Source organism: Inhella gelatinilytica (assembly GCF_016093295.1).
In the GTDB taxonomy this organism is placed as follows: Bacteria; Pseudomonadota; Gammaproteobacteria; order Burkholderiales; family Burkholderiaceae_C; genus Inhella; species Inhella gelatinilytica.
In genome coordinates this window covers 12749-35376 of the sequence record NZ_JAEDAL010000010.1, presented here as the reverse complement: position 1 = coordinate 35376, position 22628 = coordinate 12749, and the positions used below count along the sequence as shown (strand labels likewise).

Genomic DNA, 22628 nt, shown 5'->3' with positions numbered 1-22628 from the left:
CACCAGCGGTTTCGGCTTCGGTTTCGAGTGCGCCGTTTTGGCGCTTGATGGCGGCCCTCATTGCGGTGCATGCCTGTATGGCCACCACGCGCGTCACCACCACGCTGTGGCTTTTGGCCCAGGGCCAAGGCGAGGTGATGGTCGGGGTCTTGCTGGCGCTGGTGGCGCTGGCGCCTGCGCTATTGGGCGCGGCGGCCGGCGCCTGGGCCGACCGCTACGGCTTGTGGAAGCCCACCTGGATGGCGGCTGTGCTGTCCCTGATCGGGAGCGCGGCGCCGCTGCTGTGGCCGTCTTTGCCGACCTTGGTGCTCGGCGCCATCGGCACAGGAGGCGCCATCGCCATCGCCGCTGTGGCCATCCAGCGCGAGGTGGCCCAGCGGGCGCTGGTTCAAGGTGTGAGCAGCCAGCGCATGTACTCCTGGGTGGCGCTGGGGCCGGCGCTGTCCAACACGGTGTCGCCGCTGGTGGCGGGGGCGCTGATTGATCACCACAGCCATGCGGCGGCCTTTGCCGCGGCGGTGTTGATGGCGCCGCTGGGGGTGCTGCTGCTTCATGCTCACCGTCGCGACCCGCGACCGCCGCAAACCCACCGGGTTTCGACCCGGCCGGCGTGGGACCTGCTGCGATTGCCGCGCTTGCTCCCGCTGCTGCTTATCAACATCATGTTGGCGGCCGCGTGGGATGCCCATGCCTTTGTGGTGCCGGTCCTGGGGCATGCGCGAGGCTACTCGGCATCGACGATTGGGGTCATCCTGGCCAGCTTCGCCATCGCTGCGGCCGTGGTGCGACTGTTGATCATTCGATTCAGCGGCCGGTGGAGCGCCCAAGGGACCCTGCGCAGCGCGATGGCGGTGACGGCGGGCGTGTCGTTGGTGTACGTGTGGCTTCCCGGGGTGGCCGGACTGATGTTGGGGTCCACGCTCCTGGGGCTGGCTTTGGGCTCCGTCCAGCCCACGATCTTGTCGTCCCTGACTCAGGCGACGCCGTCTCCTCGACACGGTCAAGTGCTCGGCTTGCGCATGCTGGCCACCAACGGTGCCAGTGTCACCCTACCCATGGGTTTTGGTGTGCTGGCCGGTGTGGCAGGGGTGGGCGGCCCCCTGTGGCTGATGGCGGGGTTGTTGCTGGCCGTGTGGCCGGCAACTCGGGCACTTGCGCATTCCAACGGACCGGAGGCCAGCTGAGGGTGGTTGTGTCAGCCCGGGGGCTGATGCGCGACCACCACCCGGTTCCTTCCTCCGCCTTTGGCTCGATAGAGCGCTTCGTCGGCGGCTTGCAGGCAATCGCTCAAACTCAAACCGGACTGCCAGGTACTGACCCCGATGCTGAGTGTTTGAGGCCAATCCGGACTCAGACGCACCTGGTGTTCGACTGCGCCACGCAGCCGTTCGGCCAGGGCGCAGGCCTCATCCGCCGGCGTGTGGGGCAGCACGAGCAAGAATTCTTCGCCGCCGAGTCGGCCCAACCGGTCTTCGCGGCGCACGCCGGCCCTTAGGCATTCCGCCACGTCCTTTAGCACCCGGTCGCCGGTGGCATGGCCGCGCTCGTCGTTGACCCGTTTGAAGTGATCCAGGTCGACCGCGATGAAACTGAGCGGGAGGCCATGACGTTGGCTGCGCGACACCTCGTCCTGTGCCCATTCGAGCAGGCTGCGGCGGTTCAGCAGGCCCGTGAGTGCGTCGTGCTCGGCCAGATGGCGGGTGCGCCAATACAGCCGCGCCAACAGCGCTCCCGAGACCAGCAACAGCCCCACCGCGAGCACCAAGCCCGCGATGAGCAGTCGCAGGCGCTGCCGGTCGCGCTCCTCGAAGGACAGACGCTCGGTGAGTCGCTCGTTGTCCAGTCGGCGCAGGTCCACATCAAATTGAGCCCGCAGTGCGCCGGTCTGATCGGCCAACTGCTGTTTGGATAAAGCCAGTAACGCCCGTTCTGAACGGTGTGCGTGCTGGTATGCCGCTTCGTATTGCCCCATCTTGGCGTAAACCTCTGCGGTGACGCCGTTAACGTCCCAGGTAAGCGATGATGAAGGCACGCTTTTGCTGAGGGCAAGGCCGCGCTTGCACTCTGCGAGGGCCTCGTTCGCGCGTCCTGCCTGCAACAGACGGCCACACAAATGGGTCAGGGCATTGACGACACCGTCTTTGTCGCCAACCTGTTCACGCAGTTGCAGGGCTTGGCGTAGATAGGCGATACCCTCCGCAGGACGGTCATCCTTGCTCAGAAAAAATGAATGCAGCAGCAACGCGTCCGCCTGCAAAGCTTGATCCCCCAGTCGCTCAAACTGCGCTAAGGCCTCCGCCAGCAGCGGGAAGGCTTCGGGCCGTCGATTCAGCATGTTCAGGTTCTGCGCCATGCCCATGCGAGCCCGGGCTTGCCACAGCGGGGCCCAGGCTGGGGCGCTGGTCAGGGCCTGCTCATAGTCCTTGAGCCCCTGGGCGTAATCGAACAGTCGCACCTGCACGCCGCCCCGCTCCAGCCACGCGCGTGTTTGGGTGGCCACCCGTCCCGATCGACGGGCGTCCAGCAAGAGTGCGTCCAGACGTTGCAGGGCGGCGGACTGCATGCCCAGTTCGCGGTCGATGTGGGCCAGCAGCAATTGCACGTCGTCGTACAAGTCCGGGCCCAGTTCGGCGGTCCCCAGGCGACGCAGCGGCAAGGCCAGGCGTGCTGCTTCAGTGGCCGTGCTGGTTTGCAGGGCCAGGGCTGCGCGGTAACTTAGCAACTCGAAAGCACGTTCGCTGAGCTGCCAAGCGGGCGTGCTGGACAGGGACTGAATCAGGGGGCCGAGCCGATCGGCCCGGCGGGCGGCTGCGAGCAGTCGTAACTGGGCACGCTGGGCCTGCAGGCGCGCGGTTGGGTCGGCGCGTTGCTCTGCCGCTTGGGCAGCCCCGGTCAGTTCGGCCATGACCGTGTCAAACGGTTGGTCGAGCGCGTTGGGCAGGTCCTGGCCCAGCGCCAGGTTCGCCAGCCAACAACAGCCCAGCACCGTGGACCGGGCAACGAAGCGAAGCAAGCCCTTCATGGCGACCCAGTATAGGGAGCGGGTTTGGACTCACCAGGGGGCACAACCCGACCCCGGACAATGCCGCCATGCAATCCCTCAAGACTTCACTGGCGCGCATTCCGGCGGGCTCCGGCGTGCTGTTTTTCGTTCAGATGTTCTCCACGCTGGGCTATGCCGTGTTGCAGTCCAGTCTGGTGCTGTACGTCACCCAGCGGCTGGGTTTCAACAACGAGCAGGCCGCACTCATGATGGGCCTTTTCGGTGCCTTCAACTACGGCCTGCACCTGTTTGGCGGCTACCTCGGGGGGCGGTTTCTGAGCAACCGCAACCTCTTCATTGGCGGCATGGTGCTGCAGGTGTTCGGGTGCGCGGCGATCGCCGGGGGCAGCCTCGATGGCCTTTACCTGGGGCTCGCGCTCTTCCTGACGGGCAGCGGCCTGAATGTCACCTGCCTGAACATGATGCTCACCCAGCGCTTCGAGCCCGAGGATCCGCGGCGGGAAGGCGCCTTCCTGTGGAACTACGCGGGCATGAATCTGGGGTTTTTCATCGGGTATGCGGTGGCGGGCCACTACCAACTCGACCAGCGGTACAGCGCGCTGTTTTGGTTTGCCACGGTCGGCAATGCCGTGGCCATTCTCTTCACCCTCGCCTACTGGAATCGGTTGGCGGACTTGCGCACGCCCTTGCTGCAAGCGGGGCGGCGCGCCTTTTGGGGGCGGTTTGCGGTGGGGGTCGCCATTTTGGTGGGTCTGGTGCCCGTGTTGGATGGGTTGTTGCGTCACCCGGCGGACACCGCGCTGGGGATGAAGGCCTTTTGTGCGCTGGTGGCGCTGGGCCTGATCGGCCTGACCTGGCGCCACCCGGTGGTGGCGGAGCGCCAGCGCATGCAGGCCTTTTTGGCGCTGACCCTGGGCTCCTTGGTGTTTTGGTCCCTGTACCAAATGGCGCCCAGCGGCCTGCAGCTGTTTGCGGTGGGCAATGTTCGCTTGGAGGTGCTGGGCATGACCATCGCTCCTCAGTGGGTGCAGAACATCAACACGGTGGTGATCGTCATCGGCGGCCCTCTGCTGGCGGGGTGGTTCACGCGGCTGCGCGGCTGCGGGTGGCCGGTGGATGTGCCGCAGCAGTTTGCGGCCTCGCTCCTGTTGATGGGGCTGGGCTTCTTGGCGTTGCCGCTTGGCATCCAACTGGCGGCCCCCGATGGTCGGGTGGCGTTTGAGTGGCTGGCCCTGTCCTATGGGTTGCAGAGTGTGGGCGAGTTGCTGATTTCGCCCATTGGCTATGCCATGGTGGGGCGCTTGGCGCCGCCGCAGCATCAGGGCTTGATGATGGGCAGCTGGATGCTGGTTAGCGGCCTGGCTTCCTTGTTCGCGGGGGATTTTTCCGGCTGGGTGGCGCAGCCGGTGGATGGCTCGCCGCTGACCAGCAACCCGGCCTATTCCACCCTCTTCACGCAACTGGGGGTGGGCAGTTTGGTGACGGGTGCGGTTTTGCTCGCCCTTCGCCCGTGGTTGCGCCGCCTGATTGGGGGCGCGGAGCGTGCTTGAGCCTCGATACTTTTCATTTGATCGGTCCGACACCACCGACGGGATGGCGGTCCTGGAAGGGTTGGCCAGCGTGCGCCCGGCGGACACCCAGGCCGCTCGCGAAGAAGCGCAGCGCTTGATCGGGGATCTGGCGGCGCAGGCACCCGGGCCCCAGGGGCCGATCGAGGAGGGCGGTGTTTGGTCTTGGGACCTGACCGAGCAGGTGGAGGGCGACTGGCTGAGCCTGCACCTGACCGTCGTGGGCCCACCCGAGTGGTTGGCGTCGTGGTGGAATGAAGCCTCCACCGACTGAGGAGCCCCCCATGCACCGCTGCAAAGCTGCCCTGTTGGCGCTGAGCCTGTTCAGCGCGACGACCCCGGTTTCTGCCACCGAGCCCCCCAACTACGACGCTCAGCTGGCCGAGCGCACAGGGGCGAACGAGGCAGGCATGCGCCCCTATGTTTTGGTGATCCTGAAGTCCAGCGGCACCCCGGTGCCCAAGGGCGAAGCCCGCGACGCCATGTTCAAAGGCCATTTCGCCAACATGCGGCGCCTGGCCGATGCGGGCGTGTTGGCGGTGGCCGGCCCCTTGGACGGTGTGGAAGGGCGGCGGGGGATCTTCATCCTGGCCGTGCCCGACATCGACACCGCGCGCCAGCACGTGGCGACCGACCCGGTGATTGTTCAGGGCGAAATGGTGGCGGAATACCACCGATTCTTCAGCACGGCTGCCCTGATGCTGGTGAACGAGTGGGCGCCCAAACTGGCGCGCAAGCCGCCGTTTTGATCAGCGCTGCTCCGCCCGCTCCTGGCAGGCGATGCAGCGTAGCGCCGTGGGTTGGGCTTTGAGACGATCGAAGGGGATGTTGCTGCCGCAATCGGTGCACAAGCCGTAATCGCCGCCCCGCAGTCGCAGCAACGCGTCGTTGAGGGCGCGGGCGTCGCCCATCAGGCGGTCGGCCAGTTCCAAAGTCACCTCGCGGTCACCTTCATGCTCGCGGGGGGCATCGGGGTCGTCGGCCAGCAACTGAGCGGCTTGCTCCACGCGGCTGACACCGCCGGACTGCAAGGTTTGTTCGCGTTCGAGTGCGGTCTGCTGCAGATGCAGCTCGGCTTCGATCCAAGCCTGTTGCGCGGCGGTGAGGGGGCTGTTCATGAAAGGGCTCCAACCAAGTTGATGCCCCCATGCTCTCCAATTGAGCGGGTTTTGACTTTGTACTGGGTCAAACCGACTGAAGAAGCGAAGCCGGCACGCGGGGTGGCGTTGGGTGCCAGCGGGCCATGCTCAGCGTGTCGACGTACTGCCCCTTGCGCAAGCCGTATCCCCGAAACAGGCCTTCGCGCACAAAACCAAAACGCTCATAGAGAGCGATGGCGCGGGCGTTGTCGCTATAGACGGTGAGTTCCAGGCGCAACACGCCCAGCCAGTTGTCGGCCAGGTCGATGAGTGCGGCCATGAGCTGCTTACCCACGCCTTGCCCTTGCGCTGTGGCCGTGATGGTGATGCCCAAGTGCATGGCGTGACGGCGCCGTGCCGATGCACCGGCCGGATGCAACCCGGCCATGCCGACAAACTGACCGTCGCGCTCGGCCACCAGAACGTGGTCGCTGCTGCCCGGGGCGAGCATGCCCTCAATCCGGGTGCGCCAGCCCGCTTCGCCTGGATACGGCAGCTGCAAGGTGCCGCTGTACATCTCAGGATCGGCGAACGCGGCTGCGATGCTGCTGGCATCGCCGATCGCAATGCGACGGATCGTCAGTCCAGATGTCGTGCTCACGCGCTCTTGCTCGCCACCCAATCCTTGACCGATGCCAGCGCCCCCGGTAGCGCAGCCGGTTGGGTGCCGCCGGCCATGGCCATGTCGGGCTTGCCGCCGCCCTTGCCGCCCACTTGCTGGGCCACATGGTTGACCAGTTCGCCGGCCTTCAGGCCTTTGGCCACGCCATCCGGCGTGACGGCCGCAGCCAGTTGCACCTTGTCGCCCTCCACAGTGGCCAGCACGATGGCGGCTGATTTCAGCTTGTCGCGCAGCTTGTCCAGGGTGTCGCGCAGGGTCTTGGCGTCGGCGCCGTCAAGCTTGGCGGCCAGCACCTTCAGGCCGCCCACATCCACCGCCTGCTCCAGCAGCGTGTCGCCTTGGGCTGAGGCCAGTTTGCCCTTGACGGCAGCCAGCTCCTTGTCGAGCTGCTTGATCTGTTCCAGCAGGCCCTCGACGCGGTTCGCGGCCTCGGCGGGCGCCACCTTCAGGCTGGCGGCGATGTGGGCCACGCGGCCTTCCAGCGTTTGCAGGTAGGCCAGCGCGTTCGCGCCGGTGACGGCCTCGACGCGGCGGATGCCGGCGGCAACGGCGCTTTCGCCGACGATCTTGAACAGGCCGATGTCACCGGTGCGCTTCACATGGGTGCCGCCGCACAGTTCCTTGCTGCTGCCGATGGTCAGGACGCGCACGGTCTCGCCGTACTTCTCACCGAACAGCATCATGGCGCCGCTCTTCTGCGCCGATTCGAGGTCCATCACCGCGGCCTCGGCGGCGGCGTTGGCCAGGATCTCGGCGTTCACCAGGGCCTCGACCTGGGCGAGTTGCTCGGCCGTCATGGCAGCGCCGTGGGCGAAGTCGAAGCGGGTGCGTTCGGGGCTGACCAGCGAGCCCTTCTGCTGGACGTGGCTACCCAGCACTTCCCGCAATGCCTTGTGCATCAGGTGGGTGGCGCTGTGGTTGCGCACCGTGTGGGCGCGGCCTTCGGCGTCCACCTTGGCCACCAGTGGGTCGCCGATCTTGAGCTCACCTTCCACCACCGAGCCGTGGTGACCGAACACATCGGCCTGGATCTTCAGGGTGTCATGCACGGCCACGCGGCTGCTGGCGTTGCGCAGTTCTCCCCGGTCACCCACCTGGCCGCCGCTTTCGGCGTAGAAGGGCGTGTGGTCGAGCACGATCACGGCGTCCTCGCCGGCGCGCACCACCTCCACCGCCGCGCCGTCGACGTAGAGCGCAGTGATGCGGCTGGTTTCGCAGACCAGATGTTCGTAGCCGTGGAAGGCCGTGGGCACGCCGCTGTAGGCCAGGCCCTGGGCCATCTTGAACTTGCCGGCCTCGCGGGCGCGGGTCTTCTGTTCTTCCAGCAGTTCGTTGAAGCGCCCTTCATCGACCGTCACGCCGCGCTCGCGGCAGACGTCGCCGGTCAGATCGACCGGAAAGCCATAGGTGTCGTGCAGCTTGAAGGCGGTGTCGCCGTCGACGTTGCCGCCCTTGGCCAAGGCGGCTTCGAGGATCTCCATGCCATTGGCGATGGTGCGGAAGAAGCGCTCTTCCTCCTGCTGCAGCACCTCGGTCACGCGGGCTTCGGCCTGGCGCAGCTCGGGGTAGGCCTCACCCATCTGCAGCACCAGCGCGTGCACCAGCTTGTGGAAGAAGGGCGTGCGCGCGCCCAGCTTGTAGCCGTGGCGGATGGCGCGGCGGGCGATGCGGCGCAGCACATAGCCGCGGCCGGCGTTGCCGGGGATCACGCCGTCGCAGACGGTGAAGCTGCAGGCGCGGATGTGGTCGGCGATGACCTTGAGCGAGGGCGAATCCTTGTCGCAGTCCCCGGCGCCGGCCTCGTCCACCGCTTTCTTGGCGGCCGCCAGCAAGGCGACGAACAGATCGATCTCGTAGTTCGAATGCACATGCTGCAGCACTGCGGCCAGGCGCTCCAGGCCCATGCCGGTGTCCACGCTGGGCTTGGGCAGCTTGTGCATCACCCCGTCTTCGGTGCGGTTGAACTGCATGAAGACGTTGTTCCAGATCTCGATGTAGCGGTCGCCGTCTTGCTCAGCGCTGCCCGGGGGGCCGCCGGCCACGTCGGGGCCGTGGTCGAAGAAGATTTCGGAGCAGGGGCCGCAGGGGCCCGTGTCGCCCATCATCCAGAAGTTATCCGACATGTAGCGACCGCCCTTGTTGTCGCCGATGCGCACGATGCGCTCGGCCGGCAGCCCGATGTCCTTCAGCCAGATGTCGTAGGCCTCGTCGTCCTCGGCGTACACGGTGGCCCAGAGCTTGTCGGCCGGCAGCTTGAAGTGCACGGTCAGCAGCTCCCAGGCAAAGGCAATGGCGTCCTTCTTGAAGTAGTCGCCAAAGCTGAAGTTGCCCAGCATCTCGAAGAAGGTGTGGTGGCGCGCGGTGTAGCCGACGTTGTCCAGGTCGTTGTGCTTGCCGCCGGCGCGGATGCACTTTTGGCTGGTGGCGGCACGGCTGTAGGGGCGCTTGTCAAAGCCCAGGAACACGTCTTTGAACTGGTTCATCCCGGCGTTGGTGAACAGCAGCGTGGGGTCGTCACCGGGCACCACGGGCGAGCTGGCGACCACGGCGTGGCCCTTGGACTCAAAAAACTTCAGGAACGTGGCGCGGATGTCTGCGGCTTTCATGGCACGGGCAAGCTCGGCGAGGAGCTGAATCGGTTGTTCGGAACGGGACGGCGCGGGCTAGAGTGTGGCTCTCTTCCGGAGGAAACCCCCCATGAGCGAGCCTGCCCACGCGTTGCCAACCCTCAATGATGCCAGCCTGTTGCGAACCAGCAGCTTGATTGACGGCGAATGGGGGGTGGGCTCTACGAATTTGTTGGTGCACAACCCGGCCAATGGCGCGCGGGTTGCCGAGGTCGCGGGGTGCGGGGCGGAGCAGGCCCAGGCGGCCCTGGTCGCGGCGGAGCGGGCGCTTCCCGCCTGGCGGGCCCGAAGCGCGCGGGACCGGGGCGTGCTGCTCAGCCGCTGGGCCCAGCAACTGCGCCAGAACGCGGCGGACTTGGCCGCCCTGATGACCGCAGAGCAGGGCAAGCCCTTGGCCGAGGCCCGCGGTGAAGTGGCCTATGCCGCGAGTTTTTTGGAGTGGTATGCCGAAGAAGGCAAGCGGGTCTATGGCGAGACCATCCCGGCCAGTGACGCGAGCAAGCGGTATTGGGTTTGGAAGCAGCCGGTGGGGGTGTGCGCGGCCATCACGCCTTGGAATTTCCCCTTGGCGATGATCACGCGAAAAGTGGCCCCGGCATTGGCGGCAGGGTGCACGGTCATGGTCAAGCCGGCGGAACAAACGCCCCTGACGGCCTTGGCCTGCGCCGAATTGGCCCAGCGGGCCGGTTTACCGGCTGGGGTGCTGGGGGTATTGCCTGCGACGGCAGAAGATTCCATCGCGATCGGTCAGCTGTGGTGTGAGTCACCCGTGGTGCGCCACCTGAGTTTCACGGGGTCTACCGAAGTGGGGCGCCTGCTGGCCGCGCAATGCGCCCCCACACTGAAGCGCCTGTCACTGGAGTTGGGGGGCCATGCGCCCTTCATTGTGTTTGACGACGCCGATGTGGACGCGGCCGTTGAGGGCGCGATCCAAAGCAAATACCGCAATGCGGGGCAGACCTGCATTTGCGCCAACCGTTTCTATGTGCAAGCCGGCGTTCACGACGCCTTTGTGGACAAACTCGCGGAGCGGGTTGGGGCCCTGGTGGTGGGAGCCGGCGACCAACCCGAGACCCAGGTGGGGCCGCTGATCGATGCGGCTGCCATGGCCAAGGTTCGCTCGCACGTGGACGACGCGGTCGCCCAAGGGGCCCAGCTGCGGGTGGGCGGACAGCCGCGCGACGATTTGGGGTCGGGATTTTTCAGCCCCACCTTGCTCACCGGTGTGACCCCGCGCATGCGCGTGGCCGTGGAGGAGACGTTTGGTCCGGTCGCCCCGGTGTTCAAGTTCGAGACCGAAGAGCAGGCCATTGCGTGGGCCAACGCCAGCGACTACGGCTTGGCCAGCTACTTCTACAGCCGCGACATCAGCCGCTGTTTGCGGGTGGCCGAGGCCCTGGAGTACGGCATGGTGGGGCTGAATACGGGCTTGATTGCCAGTGCCGAAGCCCCCTTTGGGGGCGTCAAACAATCGGGCTATGGGCGCGAAGGGGGCCATCAGGGCATTGAGGAATACCTGGATCTGAAGATGGTCTGTGTGGGCCTTTAATGCAGGGCAATTGGCAAGCTCGCTCCTATGTCATTCGACTTGAAACCCGCTGAAACTGTGCCGCGCCCGGTGTGGACCCGGGCGCTGCGCGACGCCCTCACCGCGCTGTTGTTGGTGTCGGTGGTGGTGGGCGTGGGCTCGTGGGTCTTGTGGCAGCACAAAGAAATGGGGCAGTCCACCCTGCAGCGCGCAGCGGGTGAAGCGGTGCAGTTGGACTGGGAGCGTCGCTTGGCGCAGGTCCACCAGGTGTTGGCCACCGTGCGCGTGGCCGCGGCTCAAGTGCCCGGGACGGTGCCCAATCTGGACGCCTGGGTGCAGGCACGGGGGCTGGACCCTCTGCCGCCGGGCATGCAAAGCTTGGAGTGGGTGAGTCTGGAGGCCGGAGCCGAACTGGCGGAGCAGTCAGCGCAATTCGTCAGCCGCTCCGCCCATCCGGCCGGCCGCCATTCCGACCATGCGCTGGCGGCACAAATGGCGCTGCGACGGTTGTTGATCCGGGCTGCGGGGTCGGGGCAACTGGCCGTTGGCTTGGGGCAGGGTGCGGACAGCCGCGTTTGGGCCGTTCTGCCGCTGATGGCCCGGGGCGAAGCAACGGCGTCGACGGGTTCCACAGGCACACCCGCCCGAGCTTGGGTGCTGATGAGCCTGGAGCCCAAACAGTGGCTGAAAGGATTGGGCGGCGGGACCCAGGCGTCCTTGGCGCTCGAACTGCGCGATGACGGCCAGCAGCCGGTTTGGGGGCAACTGAAAACGACGCCGGTTGAAGTCCGGGCGCTGCCCGGGTTGCCCGGTTGGACGGCTCGACTGGGGCCAGCTCCCCCACCGGGTTCGCCGCCCAGCGCGTTTTTTTGGCTCACCGGCGCTGGGGTGGCGGTTCTGGCGGCGGCCCTGGCGGGGTGGTCGCGCTGGCACCGGGAGCGTGGGCAGGCGCGGAGCGAGCTGCGGACCGCCCAGTTCGAGCGCATGTCGCAGGTGGCGCAGTACACGCAGCAGGCGGTCTTCAACCTCGACCGGAACGGCCGCATTGAATGGGCGAATGCGGCCGCCCAAACGCTGGCCGAGGCGGCACTGCCGGCCCTCATGGGGCAGACCTTGGGCGACGCCCTGCAGCTGCCTGCGGGTGGCGATCGGTCGGCCATTGAGGCGGCGGTCAAAGAACATCAGGGTTGGCAGGTGCGCGACCTGGAAACCCTGGACCGGCGGGGGCATGTGCGGTGGTTGGATGTCGAAATCAGCGCGGTGGAGGCCTCAGATCTCGGCGCGGTGGTGTTGGTGCTCGACCAGACCGACCGCCGCAACACGGCACAACGCCTGGAAGCCGCGGTGCGGGAGCACAACGACTGGCTCGGCACGATTCAACAGCACCTGCTGGTGGCCGAGACAGATCTGGCGGGCCGCCTGCTCCAGGTCAACGAGGCCTTTTGTGCCCTCACCGGCTACAGCCGAGCGGAACTGGTGGGCTCGCTGTTTTCGATGCTCGATTCCCGTCGCCACCCCCCCGGTTTTTGGTCGCAGGTGTGGCAACAGCTGCTGGCCGGAAAGACCTGGAGCGGGCCGATCTGCAACCGCCGCAAGGACGGCAGTCTCTTCTGGGTCAACAGCGTGTTGGCACCGATTTCCGGTGCAGATGGGCGGTCCGAACGCTATCTGGCGTTGAGCTTTGACATCACCGCAAGCCGGGCAGCGCAAGATCAACTGCAATCGGAGCGGGAGCGCTTCAACGCCATCATCGAAGGCACGCAGGCCGGGACGTGGGAGTGGAACTACCAGACCGGTGAATGGCAAGTCAACGCACGCTTCGCGGCCATGCTGGGGGAAACCGGGCGCACCGAGCCCGGTGTGGGCCCGGTCAACTGGATGCAGCGTTTGCACCCGGATGATGGGGAGCGCGTGCGCGACGCCTTGATGCGTCACTTGAACGGCGTGCAGCCGCACTTCCAGGTCGAGGCGCGGGTCCGCCATGCTCAGGGCCATTGGGTGTGGGTGTCCATTCGCGGCATGGTGGTCTCGCACACGCCGCAGGGTCAGCCGCTGCGCCTGGCGGGCACGGCGTTTGATATTTCGGAGCGGCGGCACGCCGAGGATATGTTGCGGGTACGCCAGGTCATGCTGGATCGCACGGAGCGATTGGCTCGGGTCGGGGGCTTTGAACTGAGCTTGCAAGACAACCGATTGACCTGGACAGACCAAGTGTTTCGTATCCACGGCATGAGTCCTGGTAAGCAGCCGAGCCTGGAGCAAGCTCTGGCCTATGTGCGAGCGGACGATGTCGACCGACTCAAGCAGGCGATGAGCGAGGCCGTTCAAGAGGCTGCTGCATGGGACTTGGAGTTGGGCCTCACAGATGCGTTTGGAAAAACCATTTGGGTCCGCTCGGTGGGCGAAGCGGAGTTCGACGACAGCGGGCCGCTGCGCATCGTGGGGGCCTACCAGGACATCACCCACGAGCGGGAGATGCAAGCCCAAGCCGAGCAGGAGCGGGCCTGGATGCAATCGGTGCTGGAAAACCTGCCCTGCGGGCTGATCGTGTTCGATCGCGAGCTGAAACTCAAGACCACCAACCTGGAGTTTCAACGGCTTCTGGATTTGCCCACTTCGCTCATGCTTCCGGGCCAAACGACGTTGCATGACCTGCAGCGTTTCAATTTGGAGCGGGGCGATTACGGCGACGGGCCCGAAGCCGCGGAAACTGCGGATCGTTATTTGGCGTATTCCCAGGCCGAAGCGCCCCACCACTTTGAACGGACTCGGCCCAATGGCATGACGCTGGACGTCCGCGGGACCCCCTTGCCCGGGGGCGGGTTGGTGACGACCTACATCGACATCAGCGAGGCCAAACGGGCGCAGGAACTGATGCGGTCGCAGGAGCGCTTCCTGCGCTTGGTTGCTGATGCCGTGCCGGGACGGATTGCGTATTGGACGCGTCGCTTGCGCTGCGTGTTCGCCAATCGGGGCTACTTCACGTGGTGTGGCTGGACGCCGGAGCGCATGCTCGGGTGCACCATGGAAGACGTGTTCGGTGCAGCCTTCGTGGAGGCCGAGCGTCCCCGCCTGGAGGCGGTGCTGCGCGGTGAAGTGCAGAACTTTGAGCGCATGGAGTCCTTTCAGGACACCACCCGAACCATGCTCGTGCACTACGTGCCCGATATCCAGGAAGGCGAAGTGCGGGGGTTCGTGGTGCTGGCCTTGGACATCAGTGAGCTCAAGGCGGAGCAGCGGCGTGCTGAAGCGCTCAACGCGGAGTTGGCCGTGGAGCGCGACCGGGCCAATGAAGCCAGTGTGGCCAAGAGCCAATTCCTGGCCAACATGAGCCATGAGATTCGCACGCCCATGAATGCCATCTTGGGCATGCTCAAGTTGTTGCGTCGCACCGCCCTGGATGCCCGTCAGGCCGATTACGCCGATCGCAGCGAAGGGGCGGCCCGCTCGCTGCTGGGCTTGCTCAACGACATCCTGGATTTCTCCAAGGTCGAAGCCGGCAAGATGGTGCTCGACCCCCACCCCTTCCAGGTGGATGACCTGCTGCGCAACCTGGCCGTCATCCTGGCCAGCAATGTGGGTCGCAAGCCCGTGGAACTGGTGCTGTACGTGGACCCGCGGGTCCCCGCAGGGCTGGTGGGCGATGCCATGCGCCTGCAGCAGGTGCTGATTAATCTGGGTGGCAACGCCGTGAAATTCACCGAACAAGGTGATGTGGTGGTCAGCGTGCGGCGGGTGGCAGACCTGGGGGACCGCGTGCGGCTGGAGTTCTCGGTGCGGGACTCGGGCATCGGGATTGCGGAAGACAAGCAGGCCAGCATCTTTTCGGGCTTCACGCAGGCGGAAGCCAGCACCACGCGCCGCTTTGGCGGCACGGGCCTGGGGCTGGCCATCAGCCAGCGGCTGGTGCAGGCCATGGGCGGCGGGATCGACTTGCAGAGCCAGTTGGGGCGCGGCAGCCGTTTCAGCTTTTCGCTTGAACTGCCCGTGGTGGTCGAGGCGGAGCCGCCGGCGGTGAGTCACCACTGGCGGGTCCTGGTGGTGGATGACAACCCGGTGGCGGTGGCTGCCCTTGAAGCCATGGCGGAGGGGTTGGGTTGGCAGGCGTTGGCGGCCCCGAACTTGCAGGATGCGCAGACCCTGTGGCAGGTCGAGATGGACGAGGGGCGGCCGGTGCACGCCGTGCTGGTGGACAACACCTTGGCGACGCCGGATGGTCTGGCTTGGTTGCGGGCCGTTCGCCAGGACTCGAAGGCGGGGGCGGAGCGGGTCATCGCCATGGGCATGGGCACCCTGCCCGAGCGCGAGCAGCTCAGCGCGCACGGCCGTGCGGGCGATTGGGATGGTTTCCTGATCAAGCCGATCACGGCGGGCGTGTTGGCTGAGACCCTGTCCGTGGCCCGCAGCCATGGCCCCAGTTCGGCCCCCGCGGCTCGGGCCCAGCGATTGCGGGGCGTTCGGTTGCTGGTGGTGGAAGACAACCCCACCAACCGGCAGGTGGCGCAAGAACTCCTGGAGGACGAAGGGGCGCTCATCACCTTGGCTGAACATGGGGGGCAGGCGCTGGATTGCCTGGTGGAGCAGCGGTTTGATTTGGTGCTGATGGACATGCAGATGCCGGTCATGGATGGCTTGACGGCCACGCGGGCCATCCGCAACGAGCTGCGCCTGACCGATCTGCCCATCGTGGCCATGACGGCCAACGCGTCCCCCGCGGACCGCGCGGAGTGTTTGGCCGCCGGAATGAACGACCACGTGGGCAAGCCCTTTGAGCTCGATGCACTGGTGCGACTCATCGCCCGCATGACAGAAGGACGGGTGCAAACCGAGGCGACCCCCGTTGCCGCCGCGCAGGACGAGCCCGCCCCAGCCCTGCCCGCCGTTGCGGCTGTGGACCCGCAGTTGCGGGCGGAAGGGCTCGCCGCGGGCATCGACTTGCAGGCTGCCATGGAGCGTTTCATGGGTAAAACGGAGCTCTACCTGCGCATGTGCCGCAGTTTTGAGCGCTCGGCTCGGGTTCTGCCTGCGCAGTTGCGTGAAATGACTGGGGACGATCGACACGAGGCCGCTCGGCATGCTTTGCACAGCTTCAAGGGCTTGGCCGCCACGCTGGCGGCGGACGAGTTGGCGAAGTGGGGCAAAGTCGGAGAAGACCGCGCCAAGGCGGGGGAAGATCTCGATCCGGCGTGGGTCCAGGAGTTGGCGGGGGTGATCGACAGCGGCTTGGGACAGCTGTTGCGGTTGGCACAGGCTCTGCACGAGCCACCCGTGCCGGTGGCCTCCGAACCTGCGGAGACCCCCGCCGCGCGTGCCGACAAGGCTGAGTTGCCCCGTGGTGACGAAGAACCCCGTCCCTTGCAAGTGATTCGGGCGGCCGTGGACGCGGGCGATTACGCCGTGCTGACCCTCGTGGCCAGCCATCGCGCCGAGTTGGAGGCCGCGCTCGGGGATCGCCTGGAGGCACTCGATGAAGCCTTGGCCGCGTTGGACTTTGAGGCAGCTCGCCGCGCGCTGAGCTGATTCAGCACGTGCTCGGGCTTCAGCCGCGCAGGGCGGCCCATTCGGGCCCCGGCGGTGCGTGCAGCACGCGGCCTTCGGGCAGGGTGAGGATTTCCGCGTGGAGCCACAGACGCTGCAGGCCGAAGTGGGCGGCCAGTGCGCGGTTGAGCGGCCCTTTGCCGTGCGTGGCATCGCCAATCAGCGGATGGGCCATGTGCTTGCAGTGGCGGCGAATCTGATGACGGCGGCCTTGTTCGGGTTCGAGCCGCAGGAGCGCCGTGCGGGTGGTGGCAAAACCGGGCTGCGTGGCCACCGGCCATTCGTGGCGGTTCAGCACCGTCCAATGGGTCTGGGCCGGCCACTGCGGCTGCCCCTGTGAGGGCAGCTCTGGGTCGCGCGCCAAAGGGTGATCGACGGTGCCCGCCTCGGCGCCCGGCCAACCCCGCACCAGCCCCAGGTAGCGTTTTTTCACTTGTCCATCGCGAAAGGCCGCGCCCCAGGCCGACAGCAGGGCCGGGTCCTGGGCCAGCAGCAAGAGCCCGCTGGTGCCTTTGTCCAAGCGGTGCACTGGGTGCCAGGCACCGCCTGCATCGCCCGCATCGCCCCATTGCGCGGCGGCGCGGGCGACCACGGTGTCGGTCTCCTGGGCATCCAGCGCGCTCGGGTGAACCAAGAGGCCAGCCGGCTTGTTGATGGCGCGCCAGCCCGGCCCTTCGGCCACGACATCCAGAAGGCCGGCAGGGGTGGGCTCAGCCCAGGTCGCCGTCGACATAAAGCCACTGCCCGTCAACCCGCTCAAAGCGGCTGGTTTCGCTCAAACGATGGGCCCGCCCCCCCAGTTTGCTGCGCGCCACAAAGCGCACGGTGGCGTGGGTGTCGTCGAGGGGCGCATGCTCGTGCACCTCCAAGCCCAACCAGCGCAGGCCGGGCTCGGGCGGCTCCAGCGCCTCGGGGCGCGTGCGTGGGTGCCAGCTGGCCAGCAGGTAGGCCCGCGCATCGACCACAAAGGCGCTGTAGCGGCTGCGCATCAGGGCCTCGGCCGTGGGGGCGGTCAGCGCCCCGCTCTCGGCAAAGGCCTGGTGATAGCGCCCGCAGCACGCCGCATAGGGCCGGGGGTGGCCGCAGGGGCAGGCGGACTGTGGGCTGAGCAGAGTCTTGGCCGAGGCCATCACCAGATGCTGATGCGCGGTTCGGCCACCATGGGGTCGCCAGCGCGGCAGCCAAAGGCCTCGGCAAAGGCCGGGCTGTGCGCCAACGGGGCCAGCACGCGGAAGCGCGGGGGCGAGTGGCTGTCGGTGCGCAGTTGCTGAATCAAGGCCTCGGTGCGCATCTTGCTGCGCCAAATCAGGCCGGTCTGCGTGAAGAAGCCTTGCTGGGGCGTCAGACCATCGGCGCGCGGTGCGTTGGGCGTGCGCTTGAGCGACTTGAGCAAGCCGGCGTAGGCGATTTGCACGCCGGCCATGTCCGAGATGTTCTCGCCCAGGGTCAGACGGCCGTTGACAAACTCGCCCGGCGCGGCCTCGAAGCTCCCGTAGAGACGTACCACTTCATCGGCCCGCTGTTGGTAGGCTGCAGCATCGGCGGCCGTCCACCAGTCGTTCAGGTTGCCCACCGCGTCGAATTGGCGGCCCCGGTCGTCAAAGTGGTGAATGATTTCGTGCCCGATCACCATCCCAATGCCGCCGAAATTGGCCGCATCGTCGGCGCTGGCCGAGAAGAAGGGCGGCTGCAAGATGCCGGCCGGAAACACGATCTCGTTCAGGCCGCCGGCGAAGGCATTGACGATGTGCGGGCTGGTGAACCAGCGGCTGCGGTCCACCGGTTGACCCAGGTCTTGGGCGCGCTGGGCCCATTGCCACTGGGCGCCACGCACCAGATTGCCCAGGAAATCATCGGCGCGTGTTTGCAAGCCAACCCAGGTCGGCCACTGGGCCGGGGCCCCAATCTTGGGCGACATGGCGTTCAGCTTGTCCAGTGCCCTGAGCTTGGTGGCGGGCGCCATCCACGGCAGGGCGAAGATGCGTTCGCGCAGCGCGGCCTTGATGTCCTCCACCAGGGCGGCAGAGCGGCGCGCCGCCTCGGCCGGGAAGGCCACCTGGACGAAGGCCTCTCCCAGCGTCATGGCCAGCGGGGCGCCGCCGTAGCGGCCGCCGATCAGTTCGACCACCCGTTCATGGCGCGGTGCGGGCTGCAACAAGCCGCGCTGAGTCTGGTCGTAATAGGCGAAGTGCGCGTCTTGCAAGGCCTTGGGGCCGGCGGCGGCAAAGGCGTCCAGCACGCGCAGGCGCAGGTAATCGCGCCAGAGGGGGAGCGGGGCCTCGGCCGCTTCGCGGGCCACGGCTTTGAGGTAATCCGGCTGGCCGACGACAAAACGGGCCGGTGCGCGCTCGGGCAGGCCCAAGGCCTGGATCCAGGCCGCCCAATCGAGGCCCGGCGCCTGGGCTTGCAGGCTGGCAGCGAGGTGGGGGTGGTAATTGGCGCGCGGGTTGCGCAGGTCCACCCGGGCGCTGCTGGCGGCCGCAAGGCGGGCCTCGAACTGCTCCAGGGCATCGAGGCGCTCGGTGCTGGGGGCTGCGCCATCCGCCGCCTTGAGCAAGGTCGCACGGTAGTCGCGAGCGGCGCTGCGCAGGCCCTGCGCCGTGGCGTCGGCGCGGGTGTAGTCGTCGCGGTCGGGCAGGGTCAGGCCGCTTTGGCCGATGGACAGGGTGTGCCGCGTGGTGTTCATCACGTCGGGGCGCACGCCCACGGCAAAGGGGCCGCTGACCTGGTGCCGCGCCATCTGCGCCAGCAGCGCGGGCAGTTGTTCACGGCGCTGCAGGCTGGACAGGGCGTCGAGCAGGGGCTTTAGAGCCGCCAACCCTTGGCGTTCAATGGCCGCGGTGTCCATGCCCGAGCGCCACAGCGTGGCGGCGTGGCGCAGGCCCGGGGTGCTGGCCTGGGTCGGCTCCAACTGGTTCAGGGCTTTTTGCAAAAGCTCCTCGTTGCGCACACGCAGGCCGTCAAAAGCGCCGATGCGCGAGCGCTCGGGCGGCAACTCGGTCTGCGCCATCCAGGCGCCGTTCACATGGGCGTAGAAGTCGGTACAGGCCAGCGGGCGATCCTGGGCCTGGGCGTACGGTGCGGCCAGCGCAAGCGCAGCCAAGAGGGGGCGAAGAGCAGGGGTCGTCATCTGGAAAGTGTCGCCCAATCAAGGAGTGATGCCGTTCGGCACGGGGCGCACAATCAATCGCAGCGCCCTGCCTGCGCCGGGCCTTGGCCCAGCCGTTGTTCCACCTCTTGACGGAAATCGTCCGCTGTGACCTCAGAACCGACCGCCCCCCATCCCGTGGATGCCTTGAGCCCGCCGGTCTTGGCCCAGGCGGCCGTGCAGGCCTTGATTGCGCTGAGCCTGCTGGTTTTTGGCGTGGGGTTGGTCTTCCAGATGGGCCTCACCGGCCTGCTGTTTGTCGGATTGGGTGGGGTGTACGGCGGTGTGGCGGCCCTGAGCCAGCGGGGCTCGTGGCTGGCGTTGGGCGTGGCTGGCGCGGCGAACACCGCACTGGCCCTTTTCCCTTGGGCCGTGGGGCGGGCGCAGTACCGCGTTTGGACCGGCGCGCAGACGGGCAGCGGCTTCGATGGCCTGGACATCACCTTCGCCCTGGCGAGCGGCGTCTTGGTGCTGGTCTGGGGTTTGTTCTTGATCCGGGAGGGTCGAACGGTGCGTCGGCGGCCGTTGCTTTGAGGCCCGTCTGACCGGGCAGCGACAATCCGCCCCCTCATGAATTCGACCCTCCTCCAGCACCTGAACCCCGAACAACTCGCGGCTGTCACCCTTGGGGACGAGTCAGCATTGATCCTCGCGGGGGCGGGGTCAGGCAAGACGCGGGTGCTGACCACCCGAATCGCCTGGCTGCTGAGCCAGGGGCACATGGGGCCGGGCGGGGTGATGGCCGTGACCTTCACCAACAAGGCCGCCAAGGAGATGCTGACGCGGCTGACGGCCTTGCTGCCCTACAACGTGCGCGGCATGTGGATCGGCACCTTCCACGGCCTGTGCCACCGCTTTTTGCGCGCGCACTGGAAGGCCGCCGGCCTGCCGCAGGGTTTCCAGATCCTGGACGCCAGCGACACTGTGGCCGCCGTGAAGCGCGTCATCAAGGCCATGAAGCTGGACGAGGAGCGTTTCGTGCCGAAGGCGGTGGCGCACACCATCGCCCACTGGAAGGAAGAGGCGGCGAGGCCCCAAGACGTCGTGGCGCGGGACGAGCAAGACCGCACCCTCATTGAGATTTACGCCAACTACGAGGCCCAATGCCAGCGCGAGGGGGTGGTGGACTTTGCTGAGCTGATGCTGCGCGTCTATGAGCTGATGCGGGACGACCCAGCCTTACGCAGCCACTACCAGCAGCGCTTCCGCCACGTGCTGGTCGATGAGTTTCAGGATACGAACAAGCTGCAGTACGCCTGGCTGAAATTGTTTGCCCCCCCAGGCGGCGGCGCGGTGTTTGCCGTGGGCGACGACGACCAGAGCATCTACGCCTTCCGCGGCGCGCAGGTGGGCAACATGCACAGCTTTGAGCGGGAGTACCGCATCGACAAGCTGATCAAGCTGGAACAGAACTACCGCAGCTGCGGCCACATCCTGGACGCCGCCAACCACCTCATCAGCCACAACGAACGCCGCCTGGGCAAGACCCTGCGCACCGACCAAGGTCAGGGCGAACCCCTACGCGTCTTCGAGGCGCCGAGTGACTTCGACGAGGCCCGTTGGGTGCTGGAAGAGGCGCAGAGCCTGCACCGCGGCGGCCTGGCGCGCAGCGAGATCGCGGTGCTTTACCGCAGCAACGCGCAAAGCCGGGTGATCGAGTCGGCGCTCTTCAATGCCGGTGTGCCCTACCGCGTCTACGGTGGCCTGCGCTTCTTCGAGCGCGCGGAAATCAAGCACGCGCTGGCCTATCTGCGCCTGCTGGAGAACGTCAACGACGACACCAGCTTCCTGCGCGTCGTCAACTTCCCGGCCCGAGCCATCGGCGCTCGCACCGTGGAGCAACTGCAGGACGCGGCCAAGGCCACCGGCCGCAGCCTGTGGCAATCGGTCTCGGCCCTTCAAGGTCGGGCGGGCGCCAGTCTGCAGAAGTTCATTGAGCTGGTCGAAGGCCTGCGCCGCGCCACCGAAGGTCAGACGCTGCGCGCCATCGTGGAAACGGTGGTCGAAGGCTCGGGCCTGGCGGGGCATTACCGCAGTGACAAGGACGGTGCGGAGCGGCTGGAGAACCTGGACGAGCTGATCACGGCCGCAGAGAGCTTTGTCACGCAGGAGGGCTTTGGCAAGGATGCCGTGGCACTGCCGGTGGACGAATTGGCGAGCAATGGGCAGCTCGGCCCCGGTCTCACGCCCGACGCCGACACCGGCGAAATCATGAGCCCGCTGGCTGCCTTTTTGACGCACGCCAGCCTGGAGGCCGGCGACAACCAGGCCCAAGCCGGTCAGGACGCTTTGCAGCTGATGACCATTCACGCCGCCAAGGGCTTGGAGTTCGATGCGGTCTTCCTCACGGGTTTGGAAGAGGGCCTGTTCCCCAACGAGCGCGCGCTGCAGGACTTTGACGGCCTGGAGGAAGAGCGTCGCCTGATGTACGTGGCCCTCACGCGGGCGCGCAAGCGGCTGCATTTGAGCCTGGCCCAAAGCCGCATGTTGCATGGCCAAACCCGGTACCACGTTCGCAGCCGCTTTTTGACCGAGCTGCCCGAGGAGAGCCTGAAGTGGCTCAGCCCCAAGCAGGGCGGTTTTGGTTCGGGTTTCGAGCGCGACTACGCCAACGCCTGGCAGCGGGGTTCGGGCCTCTCGGGCGTTGTCGGTGCGGGGCATCGCGAAGCCCGGGGGGGCGGCTGGCCGGCGCCAAAACCGGCGGCGTGGCAGCAGGCGGTGTCCGCGCCGGTGCCGAAGAAGGCGGAACACGACTCCGGCCTACGCGTGGGTCAGGCGGTGTTCCACAACAAATTCGGCGAGGGCGTGGTGTTGACGCTCGAAGGCGCGGGCGCGGATGCGCGGGCCCACATCCAGTTTGGCCGCCATGGGGCCAAGTGGCTGGCGCTCTCCGTCGCCAAGCTCACGCCGATTTGAAGGCCAGCAGGCTGCGGATCAGGTCCGCCTGAAGCTGCATCAGCGGCGCCGGGTCCAGACCTTCCAGTTGCTGCAACGCGGCGGCGCAGGCTTCCAGCGTTGACAGCTGATGCGGGGCATGGGCTTTGCGGGCTTGACCGTAGGTGCTGGCCAGCGGCGCGTTCAAACTGAGACGGGGCAGGGCGGCCAGCCAGGGGTTCAGATGCAACAGCCGGCGGCTTTTGCGCCAGGTGCCGTCCAGCACGTAGAGCCGCAGGCGCTCCGGGGGCGTGCCCGCCAGGGATTCCGTTGGCCCCGTGCCGGGGTAAAGCAGGGCTTCAAAGCGCCGCTCTGGATTGGGCGGCGGTTCAAACCGTTCGCCCACGACCCGATGGACGCAAGCCAAGGCGAGCTGCGCAAGGCGCCCGGTGCCCTTGACCTCTTGCACCTCCAAGGGGTGCTGCAAAACGAAGAGTTCCGTTTGATGCGGGAGTGGCGGCGGAATCCAGACACACAAGCAGCGAACACGGCCACAGCGCGCGCAGCGTACGCGGCTCAT

Annotated in this window: 16 protein-coding genes; 8 read left to right on the top strand and 8 right to left on the bottom strand. The window is 66.9% G+C overall.

The window, feature by feature from the left end:
• Positions 1-77: 77 nt before the first annotated feature.
• A complete protein-coding gene (locus I7X43_RS15155) occupies positions 78-1184 on the top strand; it encodes an MFS transporter (protein WP_198101796.1) in 1107 nt (368 codons plus the stop codon).
• A gap of 11 nt (positions 1185-1195) precedes the next feature.
• On the opposite strand, the gene I7X43_RS15150 is transcribed toward I7X43_RS15155, so the two are convergent.
• Positions 1196-3022 (bottom strand): diguanylate cyclase, encoded by a 1827-nt coding sequence (locus I7X43_RS15150; RefSeq protein WP_198101795.1) that lies wholly within the window; start codon positions 3020-3022, stop codon positions 1196-1198.
• Between the two features lie 68 nt (positions 3023-3090).
• Here I7X43_RS15150 and I7X43_RS15145 point away from each other — a divergent pair, with 68 nt between their 5' ends.
• From I7X43_RS15145 to I7X43_RS15135, 3 genes are read left to right on the top strand one after another with little or no spacing between them, the layout of a single operon-like run.
• On the top strand, positions 3091-4554 hold the full coding sequence (locus tag I7X43_RS15145) for a peptide MFS transporter (RefSeq protein ID WP_198101794.1): 1464 nt from the start codon (positions 3091-3093) through the stop codon (positions 4552-4554).
• Positions 4547-4846 carry a hypothetical protein gene (locus tag I7X43_RS15140; protein ID WP_198101793.1) on the top strand — a complete coding sequence of 100 codons (300 nt, stop codon included), beginning with the start codon at positions 4547-4549 and terminating at the stop codon, positions 4844-4846. Before I7X43_RS15145 ends, I7X43_RS15140 begins: the two co-directional genes overlap by 8 nt.
• 10 nt (positions 4847-4856) lie before the next feature.
• Positions 4857-5321: a YciI family protein gene (locus I7X43_RS15135; protein WP_198101792.1), complete on the top strand. Its 465-nt coding sequence runs from the start codon at positions 4857-4859 to the stop codon at positions 5319-5321.
• Here I7X43_RS15135 and I7X43_RS15130 read toward each other — a convergent pair whose 3' ends face one another.
• From I7X43_RS15130 to alaS, 3 genes are all read right to left on the bottom strand, one after another.
• Positions 5322-5690 (bottom strand): TraR/DksA family transcriptional regulator, encoded by a 369-nt coding sequence (locus tag I7X43_RS15130; protein WP_198101791.1) that lies wholly within the window; start codon positions 5688-5690, stop codon positions 5322-5324. It abuts the gene before it with no gap.
• Between the two features lie 67 nt (positions 5691-5757).
• The gene (locus I7X43_RS15125; protein WP_198101790.1) at positions 5758-6312 is read right to left on the bottom strand and encodes a GNAT family N-acetyltransferase; all 555 of its coding nucleotides are present in this window, start codon (positions 6310-6312) and stop codon (positions 5758-5760) included.
• On the bottom strand, positions 6309-8939 hold the full coding sequence (gene alaS, locus I7X43_RS15120) for an alanine--tRNA ligase (RefSeq protein ID WP_198101789.1): 2631 nt from the start codon (positions 8937-8939) through the stop codon (positions 6309-6311). The genes I7X43_RS15125 and alaS overlap by 4 nt, the downstream gene beginning before the upstream one ends.
• 91 nt (positions 8940-9030) lie before the next feature.
• Between alaS and I7X43_RS15115 the strand changes: the two genes are divergently transcribed.
• Both I7X43_RS15115 and I7X43_RS15110 read left to right on the top strand, forming a co-directional pair.
• Positions 9031-10509 (top strand): NAD-dependent succinate-semialdehyde dehydrogenase, encoded by a 1479-nt coding sequence (locus tag I7X43_RS15115; RefSeq protein ID WP_198101788.1) that lies wholly within the window; start codon positions 9031-9033, stop codon positions 10507-10509.
• Positions 10510-10536: 27 nt separating this feature from the next.
• Positions 10537-16008 carry a PAS domain S-box protein gene (locus I7X43_RS15110; protein WP_198101787.1) on the top strand — a complete coding sequence of 1824 codons (5472 nt, stop codon included), beginning with the start codon at positions 10537-10539 and terminating at the stop codon, positions 16006-16008.
• Positions 16009-16027: 19 nt separating this feature from the next.
• Here the strand turns inward: I7X43_RS15110 and I7X43_RS15105 are convergent, their stop codons facing one another.
• Genes I7X43_RS15105 through I7X43_RS15095 form a run of 3 tightly spaced genes read right to left on the bottom strand, consistent with a single transcriptional unit; the run spans position 16028 to position 19156 of the window.
• Positions 16028-16759, bottom strand: a complete 732-nt coding sequence (locus I7X43_RS15105) for an RluA family pseudouridine synthase (protein ID WP_198101786.1) — start codon at positions 16757-16759, stop codon at positions 16028-16030.
• A complete protein-coding gene (locus I7X43_RS15100) occupies positions 16737-17156 on the bottom strand; it encodes a YchJ family protein (RefSeq protein WP_198101785.1) in 420 nt (139 codons plus the stop codon). The genes I7X43_RS15105 and I7X43_RS15100 overlap by 23 nt, the downstream gene beginning before the upstream one ends.
• Positions 17156-19156, bottom strand: coding sequence for a M13 family metallopeptidase (locus I7X43_RS15095; protein WP_198101784.1), 2001 nt, complete (start codon positions 19154-19156; stop codon positions 17156-17158). The genes I7X43_RS15100 and I7X43_RS15095 overlap by 1 nt, the downstream gene beginning before the upstream one ends.
• Positions 19157-19282: 126 nt before the next feature.
• Between I7X43_RS15095 and I7X43_RS15090 the strand changes: the two genes are divergently transcribed.
• The gene (locus tag I7X43_RS15090) at positions 19283-19708 is read left to right on the top strand and encodes a hypothetical protein (RefSeq protein WP_198101783.1); all 426 of its coding nucleotides are present in this window, start codon (positions 19283-19285) and stop codon (positions 19706-19708) included.
• A 36-nt stretch (positions 19709-19744) separates the two neighbouring features.
• The gene (locus I7X43_RS15085; RefSeq protein ID WP_198101782.1) at positions 19745-22090 is read left to right on the top strand and encodes a UvrD-helicase domain-containing protein; all 2346 of its coding nucleotides are present in this window, start codon (positions 19745-19747) and stop codon (positions 22088-22090) included.
• On the opposite strand, the gene I7X43_RS15080 is transcribed toward I7X43_RS15085, so the two are convergent.
• Entirely contained in the window at positions 22077-22628 is a 552-nt protein-coding gene (locus I7X43_RS15080; RefSeq protein ID WP_198101781.1) for a tRNA-uridine aminocarboxypropyltransferase, read from the bottom strand. The two genes, I7X43_RS15085 and I7X43_RS15080, sit on opposite strands and share 14 nt — an antisense overlap.

Coding starts and splice junctions, on each gene's coding strand:
- I7X43_RS15155 (WP_198101796.1), top strand. CDS start 78: ATGGCCACCACGCGCGTCACCACCACGCTGTGGCTTTTGGCCCAGGGC.
- I7X43_RS15150 (WP_198101795.1), bottom strand. CDS start 3,022: ATGAAGGGCTTGCTTCGCTTCGTTGCCCGGTCCACGGTGCTGGGCTGT.
- I7X43_RS15145 (WP_198101794.1), top strand. CDS start 3,091: ATGCAATCCCTCAAGACTTCACTGGCGCGCATTCCGGCGGGCTCCGGC.
- I7X43_RS15135 (WP_198101792.1), top strand. CDS start 4,857: ATGCACCGCTGCAAAGCTGCCCTGTTGGCGCTGAGCCTGTTCAGCGCG.
- I7X43_RS15130 (WP_198101791.1), bottom strand. CDS start 5,690: ATGAACAGCCCCCTCACCGCCGCGCAACAGGCTTGGATCGAAGCCGAG.
- alaS (WP_198101789.1), bottom strand. CDS start 8,939: ATGAAAGCCGCAGACATCCGCGCCACGTTCCTGAAGTTTTTTGAGTCC.
- I7X43_RS15115 (WP_198101788.1), top strand. CDS start 9,031: ATGAGCGAGCCTGCCCACGCGTTGCCAACCCTCAATGATGCCAGCCTG.
- I7X43_RS15110 (WP_198101787.1), top strand. CDS start 10,537: ATGTCATTCGACTTGAAACCCGCTGAAACTGTGCCGCGCCCGGTGTGG.
- I7X43_RS15105 (WP_198101786.1), bottom strand. CDS start 16,759: ATGTCGACGGCGACCTGGGCTGAGCCCACCCCTGCCGGCCTTCTGGAT.
- I7X43_RS15100 (WP_198101785.1), bottom strand. CDS start 17,156: ATGGCCTCGGCCAAGACTCTGCTCAGCCCACAGTCCGCCTGCCCCTGC.
- I7X43_RS15095 (WP_198101784.1), bottom strand. CDS start 19,156: ATGACGACCCCTGCTCTTCGCCCCCTCTTGGCTGCGCTTGCGCTGGCC.
- I7X43_RS15085 (WP_198101782.1), top strand. CDS start 19,745: ATGAATTCGACCCTCCTCCAGCACCTGAACCCCGAACAACTCGCGGCT.
- I7X43_RS15080 (WP_198101781.1), bottom strand. CDS start 22,628: ATGAGCCGCGTACGCTGCGCGCGCTGTGGCCGTGTTCGCTGCTTGTGT.